We start from the raw sequence: 12327 nt of genomic DNA on the forward strand, positions 1-12327 counted from the left end.
GGGCGGTGGCGGGAGCCGCCGCGGCCGCCGGGGCCACGGACAGCGTGATCGCGGCGGCGCCGATCATCGCGCCGACGCTCAGCTTTCGCAGCATGCGGGGGGCCTCCTCTGGTTCGAGGGTTGGGAGCTACTGCGTGCGACCCGCGTTGGGTCGGCCCGAGCATATTGGCGGCACCTCGGCACAACAAGTGGCGTGAACTGTCATAGATATCGCCTGCGATATGGCAGTTCTGCGCATCACGGGCACCATGCGGCGGGACGGTTCGCTACCACAATTGTCGTAGTTTCGGATTCGGCCATTAAACCGATGAATATGAGCTGGTCTGATCAATCGGATGCCGGAAATTGCCGCGGCGGATCAGACGGCTCCTTTGTAGGAATCGGAGACGTCCTTGCTCTCGCTGGAGCCTCCCGTACTTGAGCGCTCGGTCCCGTCCACGATCACTTTCGTGACGAAAGTGCCCGCGCCGAAGCGGTAGTCGATCCGCCAGGTGACGCGCTGCGGTTCGGCCGGTATCTGGACGACCCGCCGGTAGGGCAACCTTTTGTTGCGCACCGTCACGCTTTGCCCGTTCACGATGGTGGTCAGCGATCTGAGAGGGCTCGTCCCGAAGACGTAGAACTCCAGCGTCCGGGTCGCCGGGTCGGACGCCGGGGCCGTCCGGCCGGTGGCGAGGGTGTTGCCCGGCCGGGCTGTCGCCGTCTCCGGTTCGTCGTCCAGCGACAACACCTGCGGGACGGCGAAGGCCAGCGCCAATGCCGCAGCGCAGGCGCCACCCGAGAGCACCAAAGTGCGGCGGCGGACGCCTTTTGGAGCGGGTGCGGGAATGGATTTGGGAGCGGGGGCCGCATTCGTGGCGGGGCGCGGGGTCGGCGTCGGTGGGTTGGCCGCTTCGCTCGTCCGGCGGTCGATCTCTGCACGCACGACCGGCGGGAGGCGGAGGGCCGAGTGGTCCCCCGCACTCCCGAGGGCCAGCTCGGCGGCCAGTTCGGGCACCGTGGGCCGGGTGGACGGGTCGGGACGCAGGCAGCCGGAGATCAGCGTCCGGAGCCGGTCGTCGGTGATGCCGTCCAGCCGTCCCTCGCCGGACGGCGGCCGTCCCGTGCAGGCGTAGGCCAGCGTCGCGCCGAAGGAGTAGACGTCGCTCGCCGGGGAGACCGGCCCGCCCGACTCCTGCTCCGGAGCCATGAAACCCCAGGTCCCGGCCGGTTCACCGGCGGGCGGAGCCGCGCCGGGACGCAGGTCGGCGGCGATCCCGAAGTCGATCAGCCGTGGCCCGTCGGCGGTCAGCAGGACGTTCGCCGGCTTCAGATCAAGGTGCACGATCTCAGCGCCATGGACGGACACGAGCGCCTCCACGATCCCCGCGGCCAGCGGGAACACCAGGCCGGGCGGCATCCGGCCGAGCAGCCCGGCCGCCTCCCGCAGCGACACGGACGGCAGGAACTCCGTCGCCAGCCAGGGACGCGCGGCGTCGGGGCCGGCGTCCAGGACCCCCGGGCTGTAGCGCCCGCTGACCGCCCGGGTGGCCGCCACCTCGCGGCGGAAGCGTTCCCGGTACCCGGGCTCGCGGGCGAACTCGGCGTGCATCAGCTTGACCGCCACGGGACGCCCGCCGCCGGACCGCCCGAAGTAGATCATCGCCATGCCGCCCGCGCCGATCCGGGCGAGGATCCGGCAGCGGCCGACCGCCCGCGGATCGGACGGCTCAAGACCCTGCACGCAGACCTCCGTCCGGTGGGGCGACGGCTTCCACGGTGCCCTCCCGGGTGCCTAGGAAGACGAGCCCGGCAATGCTCGCGATTACGGGATCGCGATCGAGCTGGGCCTTATGCGTCCAGAGGATGCGTCCGTCGGACGCGTTCAGGGCGTACAGCGTGCCGCTGTGCGAGCAGGCGGCGAACAGCGTGCCTCCGGCCAGCGCCAGCTCGCTGTCGTCGTTGAGGAAGCGGGACCAGCGCTCCGCGCCGGTCGCGGGGTCGATGGCGACCACGCTGCCGTATCCCCCGTCCGCGAACAGCACGCCGCCGGACGACAGGAGCGACGACCCGTTGAACCAGGTCGGGCCGCGTCCCTTCCGCCAGGCGAGCGTCCCGTCGGCGGCGCGCAGCGCGTGCAGGACGCCCTGCCGGTCGCCGACGAAGACGAAGCCGTCGCCGACCAGGAACGCGTAGGTCAGGTAGTCCCGGAGGTTCAGCCGGTAGGCCCATCGCTTCCGTCCGCTGCGCGGGTCGAGCGCGACCACCTCGGTCTTGTTCACGGCGGCGACCAGGGTGGAGGCGGCGGCCAGCCCCGTCTCGGGGGACACGTCCGCGAGCCAGCGCGTCTCGCCGTCGCGCACGCCCACCGCCCTGATCGGCCCCTCGTACCCGAAACAGGCCACCGGCCCGGAGACGACCATGCGCACCGTCCCCTCCCGGTAGTTGCCCTCCCAGCGGGTCTCGCCGGAGGCGGCCTCGACGGCCGTCAGCCACGGCTGTATGGGATCGCTGAGGTATACCAGGTCGCCCAGGGAGTGGCTCCCGTTCCTCGCACGCTGTTTCCACAGGGTCTTGCCAGTCTGGACGTGCAGGGCACGGACGTCGCTCTCCTGCCCCTCCGCGACCACCACGCCGCCCGCGGTGAACACCTTGGGGTAGTAGTCGCTCACCTTGGCCCTCCAGCGCAGGACGCCCTGCGGGGGCGGGATCGGCGGCGCGGCCTTCGGTGATCGCCGGGTGCTCGCGCGCGGCGATCCGGTGTCGCAGCCCCGGACGACCGCCACCGCGCCGAGGGCCGCGAGCGCGAGCGGCGCGGAGACGACCAGCGCCCGCCGGCTGAGCAGCGACGGCGGCTGCGGGGCCTGCGGCGGCTGCGACTGCTGTTCGCGTCCAGCCGCCGGTTCCGCGGTGTGCGGTTCGGCCGTCTCCGCGTCGTGGACGTGTGCCGCGTCTCCAGCGGGCGGTCTCGGCGGCAGCGCCCCGGACGGCTCCTCCGGCCGGACATCCGACCGGACCTCCGCGACACGGCGGTCGATCGCTTCCGCCAGCGCGGCGGGCGGCCATCCGGTGCCGTCGCCGGGGGACGGCGGCGCGGCGTCGCCGATCCGGTCGAGCATGTCCAGGAGCTGGACGGCCGAGGGCCGCTCCCCCGGGTCCCGGCGCAGGCAGGCCGCGATCAGACCGGCCAGGCCGGGATCGGCGACGCCGCTGAGGTCCGCCCTCCCCTCGGCGACGCGGCGCCGCAGGGTGGCGGCGTCGCCGCGTCCGAACGGTTCCCGCCCGGTCGCCGCGTACGCCAGGACGGCGCCGAACGAGAAGACGTCGCTCTCCGGACCGGCCACGCCCCCGGACGCCTGCTCGGGCGACATGAACCCCGGTGTCCCGAGGACGGCGCCGACCTTCGTGATCGCCGTGCCGCCGTCCGGCCGGGCGATGCCGAAGTCGATCACGCGGGGGCCGTCGGCGGTCAGCATGACGTTGCCGGGCTTCAGGTCCCGGTGCGCCAGCCCGGCGCGGTGGATGTCGGCGAGCGCCTCGGCGAGCCCCAGGGCGAGGACGCGGGCGGGCCCCGCCGCGAGGGCGCCGAACGTCCCGACCGCCTCCCGCAGCGTCAGCCCCGGCAGGTAGGCGGTGACCAGCCACGGCATGGCGGCGTCCGGGTCGGCGTCCAGGATCGGGGCGGTGAAGGTCCCCGTCACCGTGCGCGCCGCGGCCACCTCCCGGCGGAACCGGGCGCGGAACACCGGGTCGGCCGCGTACCGCTCCTTGATGACCTTGACGGCGACCGTCCGGCCGGCGGGCGAGCGGCCGAGGTAGACCGTGCCCATGCCGCCCGCGCCCAGCCGGCCGAGCAGCCGGTAGCCGCCCACCTGGCGCGGGTCGCCCGGCCGGAACGGGTCCACTGCCTGCCGCCTCCGTCGCCCTGGTGCCGGGATGCCGCCCGGAGGGTCCGGTTCGTCCGTCCGTCGAACGCTACCTGGGGCGTGGACGGCGGGGGCCCGGCACAGCCGACCGGTCGGCGGGGTTCCCTCAGACCCTATGCCTCACGGCCCGCGGTCAGGCAGGGTCAGGCCGTCCGCAGGGCCTCGGTCGGGGAGAGCCGGGCGGCGCGGAGCGCGGGCACGAGTCCGGCGATCGCCCCGATGAGGACGGCCGAGCCGATACCGCCCGCCCACGCCTCGGCGGGGATGACGACCGTCCAGCCCTTGACGGCGGCGTACACGGCGGTCGCCGCCGCCCCGGCGGCCACGCCGACCGCGCCGCCGAGCACCGCCAGCATGATCGCCTCCGCCAGGAACTGGGTGCGGATCTGTCCCCGCGTCGCGCCGAGCGCGCGGCGCAGTCCGATCTCCGAGCGGCGCTCCAGCACGGAGATGATCATGATGTTGGCCACCCCGACCGCCCCGACGATCAGCGCCACCACGCCGAGCCCGAGGAACAGGCTGTTGAACGCTCCCTTCGCGGCGGCGCGGGCGGTGAGCGCGTCGGAGGGCTGGCTCACGTTGACCTCGTTCGGCGCCTCGGGATTCGCGGTCTGGGCGAGCACCGACTGCACCTCGCCGACCGCGCCGGTCTCCGCCCGGACGTAGAGCGTGCTCGGAGGTCCGTCCACCGGCTCGCCGCGGGCCATGGCGGTGTGGCCGAGGTAGCGCCGCGCGGCCGGATATCCGACCAGGGCGCTGGTGTCGACGTCCGGTGCGAGCGTCGCGGAGGTGAGGACTCCGGCGACGTAGAACCATTGGCCGTCCAGCCACACGCGCTGCCCGGGGTGGACGCGGCTGATCCCCAGCCGCTCCGCGGCCGACGCGCCGAGCACGACGACGGGCTGCGTCGCCGTCGCCTCGTTGAGCCAGCGGCCATGGGCGACGCCGGCGCCCGCCACCCCGGGCAGGTTCAGGCTCGCCGCCTGCACCTTCAGCCCGTTGGTGTTGATCGCCGGGATCAGCGGGCTCCGGTACACCTTCGCGCCGCCGACCGCGCCGGTGTGCGCGACCTCCTCGACGGACCCGAGCCGGGCCACCCGGCCGGGCGCGGCGACCGGCATGACCGCCGCCTCCTGCGTGAAGCTCTGGCCGGTCTTGACGGTCAGCAGGTTCGTGCCGAGCCGGTCGATCTCCGCGAGCAGTCCGGCCTGGGACGACGCCGACAGCCCGAGGACCGCGACGATCGCCGTGGTGCCGATCGCGATCCCGAGCGCGGACAGCGCGGCCCGCAGCGGCCGCGCGCGCAGCCCGGTGCTCGCCACCCGGGCCTGGTCACCGGCGCGCAGGCGGGCCGGCACGAGCCGGGTCGGAATCCGCATCATCACTCCCCCTCTCCTGGCCCGCCGGATGTACCGACCGCGGCGGGGGCCGCGCCGCTGCCGGAGGTAGTGCCGCTGCCCGGGGCGGTGCCGCCGCCGGGGGCGCTGCCGCTGTCGGAGATGATCCGTCCGTCCAGGACGTGCACCTGGCGGGGCAGCCGCGCGGCCAGGTCACCGTCATGCGTGATCATGATGATCGTCGCGCCCTCGGCGTGGAGCTCGCGCAGCAGTTCGAGGATCGAGGCCCCCGTGGCGCTGTCGAGGTTGCCGGTGGGCTCGTCGGCGAGGACGATCGCGGGCCTGCCGACCAGCGCGCGGGCGATGGCCACGCGCTGGCGCTCTCCGCCGGACATCTTCGTCGGGCGGAAGCCGCGGCGATGCGCGAGCCCGACCCGGTCGAGCGCGTCCGCGGCCCGGCGCCGCCGCTCACCGACCTCGACACCCGCGTACAGGAGCCCGTCCGCGACGTTCTCCAGGGCGGTGGAGTGCTCGGCCAAGAAGAACTGCTGGAAGACGAACCCGATGCTGCGGGCGCGCAGCGCCGCGAGCTCCCGGTCGCCGAGCCCCGCCGCGTCGACCCCGTCGATGCGGACCAGCCCGTCCGTGGGACGCTCCAGCGTCCCCATGACGTGCAGGAGCGTCGTCTTCCCCGACCCCGACGGCCCGACGATGGCGACCAGCTCCCCGTGCCGGACGGTGAAGCTCACACCGCGCAGCGCGGGCACGGGCGGCTGCCCTCCGTAGACCTTGGTGACACCGGCCAGCTCCAGCGCGGGCGCCCGCTCGGGGGGCGTGTCCATGAGGGTCATGAGGCGGGCACCACGACGTGATCGCCGGGGGCCAGCTCCCCGGACACCTGGACGAGCCCGTTGCCGTTGTCGAAGATGCCGAGCGTCACCGGGACCAGGCGGCGCCGCTGCCCGTTCGCCGGGTCGGCCACCTCGACCACGTAGCCGCCCCCCGCCCTGCCCATCAGCGCGGTGACCGGGACGATCAGCGCCTTCGCGATCCCGTCGGTCGTGATCTGCACCCGGACCGGCGCCTCGTCCAGCTTCCCGGCGTCCTTGGGGCGCGTGAGCGTGACGTACACCGGGATGGTGGAGCCGGACGAGTCGCTCTTGTCGCCGCCCTCGCCGTCACCGGATTTCGCGACCGTCCCGATGCGGCTCACCTTGCCGGGGGTCGTCCTGTTGTCCGGAAGTGTGATCTGGGTGCGGTCGCCGACCTTGACCTGGGACTGCTGGCCGGGGTCGAGCTCCACCGTCACCTGCCGCCGCGCCGAGGTCGCCTGCGCCACCTGGCCGCCCGGCGCCGCCCGCGTACCGGCCTTGGCCATCGCCTTCGTCACCAGAAGCGGACCGGGCAGGAACACCGCGTCCCCGAGGTCGAGGCGCCCGGTCCGGACGACGCCCAGCTCGTCCTGCAACTCCGAGACCGCCTCCGCGGTCTCCGATCCGTAGTGGTCCGAGCGGGGGTCGAGCTCGGACTTCTCCGCGTATCCGAGCTTCACCAGGTTCCCGTTGAGGTCGCGCACCTCGCGGCCCTCGTCGCCCACCGACAGAGCGCGGTAGGCCGGCGTGCCGCCGCAGATCAGCACCACCGGCTTCTCGTCCACGCGGTACAGGGCCCTGCCGCAGCCGATCTCCCTGCCCTCGCTGGGGACCCAGGTGTAGATGCCCTTGGCCTGGTTGACGACGGCGTACGGGGTTCCGTCACGGTGGGCCGCGTACGAGAGCGTCCCGCTCAGCGTCACCTGCGTGGACAGCGGCCCTTCCCGGACGGCCACCAGCGACGTGCCATCGGCAGAGGCCGCGGGCTGGGCGTCGTCCCCATCACCGAAGGGCCCCAGGACGGCGACACCCGCACCGGCCAGCAGCACCAGGATCCCCGCCCCGGCGAGCACCTTCCACCGTCCACCCCGTCGCGCCTTCCGACGCTTTGACCCCGGGCCCGGAATGCCCGCGGCGTCGGCCGTACCGGAAGGCGCCTCATTGACATCCGTGCTCATCCCCCACCGCCCGCCGGCCGCAACGACCGGCATTTCTGCTCGGCGGCCTTGAACTGCGGCGAATCGAGATCGACGGAACCCGGGTCCAGCTTCCCGTCCTGGGGATCGGGGAACTGGGGCACCCCGTTCTTGCGGATGCACTGCGCGTACTTCAGCATCTTGTTCTGCAAGGACGGATCCTGCCGCGACGTCCATCCGGGCGGACGCACGGACTCACATTTCTTCTCCGCCTCCTTGAACTGCGGCGTGTTGGGGTCGATCTTCCCCTTCGGCATGCGGAACTTCGTCCCGTCAATGGGGTCCGGCCAGTCAGGGACGCCGTTCTCGCGCATGCATTGCGCGTACTTCACATACTGATCGTTGCCGTTACCGGCGGCACCACCGCCCGCCGCGGTCCCCGAGCCACCGGGCGGGTCGTCCGACCCACCGCAGGCCGCGAGCAGCGGCAGCAGGATCGCGAGCGCGACCAGCGGCCGTTTCGCCTTCGACATGCAATCGTCTCCTTCGCATTGGGCGCGGGAGGCCATTTCTAGGCGACGGGCGGTCACACCACGGTCAGAGCGCCTGTGACCCGGCTGTGACCGCGGCGGCGGTTAACCTGTCCGGACGATGAGAGTGCTGGTGGCCGAGGACCAGGCCGAACTCGCGGCGTCCGTGGCGAGAGTCCTGCGCCGCGAGGGAATGGCCGTCGACGTGGTCCACGACGGCGACGCGGCCCTTGAGCGGACCTCGCTGCTGGACTACGACGTCGTCGTCCTCGACCGGGACCTGCCCGGCGTCCACGGCGACGAGGTGTGCCGCTCGCTGATGAGCCGGACGCGCCGCACCCGCGTGCTGATGCTGACCGCGTCCGGCACGATCGCCGACCGGGTCTCGGGCCTGAGCATCGGCGCCGACGACTACCTGCCCAAGCCGTTCGCCTACGCCGAGCTCGTGGCCCGGATCCGGGCGCTCGGCCGCCGGGCACAACCGGCGCTGCCGCCGGTCCTCGTCCACGGCGATCTGCGGCTGGACCCGGCGCAGCGGATCGCGACCCGCGCGGGAATGCGGCTGGCGCTGAGCCCGAAGGAATTCGCGCTCCTGGAATACCTGCTCGGCGCCGGCGGCCGCGCCGTGTCCGCCGAGGAACTTCTGGAACGGGTGTGGGACGAGGCGGCCGACCCGTTCACGACCACCGTCAAGGCCACGATGAACCGGCTGCGAGCGAAACTCGGGCCGCCACCGGTGATCGAGACCGTCCAGCAGGGCGGCTACCGGATAGGCCACACCGATGCGCCTTCATGACCTGCTCCGCCTCTCCCCTCACCATTCCTACCGGACCGTGCGCGTTCGCCTGACGGCCTTGTACAGCACACTTTTCACGATTTCCGGCGCGGTCCTTCTCGCGATCACCTATTGGCTCATGCGCCGTTCCAAGACGGGCCTGGTCGTCATCGTTTACAACGAGCGTGGCCCGGAAATCCGCGAGCACCTGAGACGGCTCCGGGAAGCGCAGCTGCGCGAGCTCCTGATGCAGTCCGGCATCGCGCTCGCGATCATGGTGGTGATCTCGATCGCCCTCGGCTGGCTGGTCGCCGGGCGCGTCCTGCGGCCACTGCGCACGATGACGTCCACGATCCAGCAGATCTCCGCCCGCAACGTCCACGAGCGGCTCGCCGTCCCCGGCCCCCGCGACGAGATGAAGGACCTCGCCGACACCGTCGACGGCCTGCTCGGCCGCCTGGAGACCGCCCTCAACGCGCACAAACGCTTCGTCGCCAACGCCGCCCACGAACTCCGCACGCCGCTCACCCTGGAGCGCGCCCTCCTGGAGGAGACACTCACCAACGGCGACGCCACGCTGGCGACCTACCGGGCGACCTCGGAACGACTGCTAGAGCTCAGCAAAGACCAGGCCCAGCTCCTGGACGCCCTGCTCACCTTGGCCAGCAGCGAACGCGGCCTCGACCGCCAGGAACCCTTCGACCTGTCCGTCCTCGCCCGCCAGGCCCTCGACGCGGCACGCCCCGAGGCGGACGCGCGCGGCGTCCGCCTCGGGGTCCGGATCGCCCCCGCCCCAGCCGCGGGCGACCCCGCGCTGGCCGCACGCCTGGTCGCCAATCTCGTCGACAACGCCGTCCACCACAACACGACCGGCGGCCACGTAGAGGTCTCCACCGGCACCAGGGCCGGACGAGCGCTGATCTCGGTGATCAATACTGGCGAGCCGATCCCCCCGCAGCAGGTCGGCCGGCTCTTCGAGCCCTTCCAGCGGCTCGGCGAACGGACCGCGCGCAACGACGGCCACCACGGCCTCGGCCTGTCGATCGTCCGGGCCATCGCGACCGCACACGGCGCCGACATCACCGCCCAGGCACTTCCGAGCGGCGGCCTCTCCATCGAGATCCACTTCCCCGCGACCACCGTCCCCGGGCACCCGGGGATACCTGAGACCACGCAGCCACGCAGCGGCTAGTAGCCCACCTGGCGCGGGTCGAGATCCTGCCCGACGCATTCACAGCGCAGATCGGAGACAGGAAATCGATCACTCTCCGGGTTCGCCGGCGATGATCACCGACGAACCCGAAGAGTGATCGACTACTCGGACCACCCCCATGGTGCATTATGCGGTCAGCTGCTCATCCTCAGGCAGATCGCCCACACGGTCATCGTCTGGGCGGCCGATGCCCGGCCCCACGCACTCCAGCCCTGGCCGGCCGTGGTGGGCTCGCTACCCGCGATGATGCCGCTGTCCGTGAGCCCCGTCTGCGCCCCGCCCCCGGTGACGGTGTAGCCGACGGGGCAGTAGGCGACGCCCTGGACCGATTGGCCCGTTCCGGGAACGTTGACCACGGATGACACGCGAGTGGTCTCGGTCACCCCCTGGGCCATAGGCCCAGTGGGTCCTGTCGGCCCAGCGGCACCCGTCGGACCCGCAGGGCCCGTGGCACCATCGGCACCCGGCAGACCCCGAGGACCAGTCGCGCCCGCCGGACCCGTAGCACCGACGGCACCTGCCGGACCCGTCGGACCCGCCGGACCGATGGCGCCATCCGCACCCGCGGGACCCGCCGGACCCGTCGGACCGGTCGCGCCATCAGCGCCCGCAGGCCCTGCAGGCCCAGTGGCTCCATCGGCACCTGCGGGACCCGCCGGACCCGCCGGACCGGTCGCACCCGCCGGACCCGCCGGACCGATCGCACCATCGGCACCCGCAGGACCCGTAGCCCCAGCTGGACCCGCCGGACCGGCTGGACCAGTAGCTCCATCAGCGCCTGCCGGACCGGTAGCACCCACCGGACCGGTCGCACCCGCCGGACCCGCCGGACCAGTCGCGCCATCCGCGCCCGCAGGACCCGTCGCCCCAGCAGGACCCACCGGACCGATCGCCCCAGCTGGACCCGCCGGACCGGCTGGACCAGTAGCTCCATCAGCGCCTGCCGGACCGGTAGCACCCACCGGACCGGTCGCACCCATCGGACCCGCCGGACCAGTCGCGCCATCCGCGCCCGCAGGACCCGTCGCCCCAGCAGGACCCACCGGACCGGTCGCCCCAGCTGGACCCGCTGGACCGGTGGCGCCATCGGCGCCTGCGGGACCGGTAGCACCCGCCGGACCCGCCGGACCGGTCGCACCCTCCGCACCCGCGGGACCCGTGGGACCCGCCGGACCCGTCGCCCCGGCAGGACCCACCGGACCGGTCGCACCCTCCGCACCCGCTGGACCCGTGGGACCCGCCGGACCAATGGCGCCATCCGCACCCGCCGGACCCGTCGCCCCAGCTGGACCCGCCGGACCGGCTGGACCAGTAGCTCCATCGGCGCCTGCCGGACCGGTTGCGCCCTCCGGACCCGTGGGACCCACCGGACCAGTCGCACCCTCCGCACCCGCGGGACCCGTAGGACCCGCCGGACCGGTCGCACCATCAGCGCCCGCTGGACCCGCAGGCCCAGTGGCTCCATCGGCACCTGCTGGACCCGTGGCCCCAGCTGGACCCGCGGGACCGGTCGCGCCATCGGCGCCTGCGGGACCGGTCGCCCCAGCAGGACCCGCCGGACCGGTCGCACCCGCCGGACCCGCCGGACCCGTGGGACCCGCCGGGCCAGTGGCGCCATCCGCACCCGCCGGACCCGTCGCCCCCGCAGGACCCGCCGGACCGGTTGCGCCATCGGCGCCTGCGGGACCCATCGGACCAGTGGCACCGTCCACACCGTCAGCGCCAGCAGGACCCGTCGGACCGGTGGCGCCATCTTCACCCGCAGGACCGGTCGCGCCGTCGGCGCCCGCCGGCCCCGTAGGACCTGCCGGACCAGTCGCACCATCCTGACCATCAGCGCCAGCCGGGCCAGTCGGACCCACCGCGCCAGCGGGGCCGGTTGGGCCGGTGGCACCGTCCTCTCCGTCAACACCTGCAGGGCCTGTGGGGCCGGTGGCGCCGTCTGCGCCCGCCGGGCCGGTCGGACCCGCCGGGCCGGTCGCGCCATCCGCGCCATCCGCGCCGTCAGCGCCAGGAGGCCCCATTGGGCCGGTAGCGCCATCCTCGCCTGCTGGGCCCGTTGGGCCTGGTGCGCCGTCGGCGCCGTCCTCGCCTGCTGGGCCGGTCGGGCCGGGGGCGCCATCCTCGCCAGCCGGGCCTGCCGGGCCTGTGGGGCCGGGGGCGCCGTCTTCGCCGTCGGCGCCTGCTGGGCCTGTCGGGCCCTCGGGGCCTGCGGGGCCGGTCGCGCCCGCCGGGCCGGTCGCGCCATCCGCGCCAGGAGGGCCCGTTGGGCCGGTCGCTCCGTCCTGTCCATCGGCACCGGCGGGGCCTGTGGGCCCGTCCGCGCCTGCTGGGCCCGTTGGGCCTGGTGCGCCGTCGGCGCCGTCCTCGCCAGGAGGTCCCATTGGGCCGGGGGCGCCATCCTCGCCAGCCGGGCCTGCCGGGCCTGTGGGGCCGGGGGCGCCGTCTTCGCCGTCTTCGCCGTCGGCGCCTGCTGGGCCTGTCGGGCCCTCGGGGCCTGCGGGGCCGGTCACGCCTGCCGGGCCTGTGGGGCCCGTCGCCCCGTCCTCACCGGAGGGG

At 73.8% G+C, this 12327-nt stretch carries 9 protein-coding genes; 2 read left to right on the top strand and 7 right to left on the bottom strand.

From position 1 onward, the window contains the following. Window positions 1-358: 358 nt before the first annotated feature. From E1264_RS31555 to E1264_RS43855, 6 genes are all read right to left on the bottom strand, one after another. On the bottom strand, window positions 359-1723 hold the full coding sequence (locus E1264_RS31555) for a serine/threonine-protein kinase (RefSeq protein WP_132179244.1): 1365 nt from the start codon (window positions 1721-1723) through the stop codon (window positions 359-361). Continuing rightward, window positions 1710-3884 carry a PQQ-binding-like beta-propeller repeat protein gene (locus E1264_RS46055; RefSeq protein WP_132179246.1) on the bottom strand — a complete coding sequence of 725 codons (2175 nt, stop codon included), beginning with the start codon at window positions 3882-3884 and terminating at the stop codon, window positions 1710-1712. Before E1264_RS46055 ends, E1264_RS31555 begins: the two co-directional genes overlap by 14 nt. Window positions 3885-4048: 164 nt before the next feature. Beyond that, window positions 4049-5287, bottom strand: coding sequence for an ABC transporter permease (locus E1264_RS31565; protein ID WP_347813435.1), 1239 nt, complete (start codon window positions 5285-5287; stop codon window positions 4049-4051). Further along, on the bottom strand, window positions 5287-6093 hold the full coding sequence (locus E1264_RS31570; protein ID WP_132179248.1) for an ABC transporter ATP-binding protein: 807 nt from the start codon (window positions 6091-6093) through the stop codon (window positions 5287-5289). Before E1264_RS31570 ends, E1264_RS31565 begins: the two co-directional genes overlap by 1 nt. After that, a complete protein-coding gene (locus tag E1264_RS31575) occupies window positions 6090-7187 on the bottom strand; it encodes an efflux RND transporter periplasmic adaptor subunit (protein WP_165964475.1) in 1098 nt (365 codons plus the stop codon). The genes E1264_RS31570 and E1264_RS31575 overlap by 4 nt, the downstream gene beginning before the upstream one ends. A gap of 101 nt (window positions 7188-7288) precedes the next feature. Continuing rightward, the gene (locus E1264_RS43855) at window positions 7289-7783 is read right to left on the bottom strand and encodes a hypothetical protein (protein ID WP_165964476.1); all 495 of its coding nucleotides are present in this window, start codon (window positions 7781-7783) and stop codon (window positions 7289-7291) included. 118 nt (window positions 7784-7901) lie between these two features. On the opposite strand from E1264_RS43855, the gene E1264_RS31580 reads away from it, so the two are divergent. After that, complete coding sequence (locus E1264_RS31580) at window positions 7902-8576, top strand: response regulator transcription factor (protein WP_132179252.1); 675 nt, start codon at window positions 7902-7904, stop codon at window positions 8574-8576. Between the two features lie 58 nt (window positions 8577-8634). Then, complete coding sequence (locus E1264_RS31585; protein ID WP_207936491.1) at window positions 8635-9747, top strand: ATP-binding protein; 1113 nt, start codon at window positions 8635-8637, stop codon at window positions 9745-9747. 155 nt (window positions 9748-9902) lie between these two features. Here the strand turns inward: E1264_RS31585 and E1264_RS45590 are convergent, their stop codons facing one another. Next, complete coding sequence (locus E1264_RS45590; protein WP_243711280.1) at window positions 9903-10151, bottom strand: hypothetical protein; 249 nt, start codon at window positions 10149-10151, stop codon at window positions 9903-9905. Between the last annotated feature and the right edge of the window lie 2176 nt (window positions 10152-12327).

The organism is Actinomadura sp. KC216, assembly GCF_004348535.1.
Lineage (GTDB): Bacteria > Actinomycetota > Actinomycetes > Streptosporangiales > Streptosporangiaceae > Spirillospora.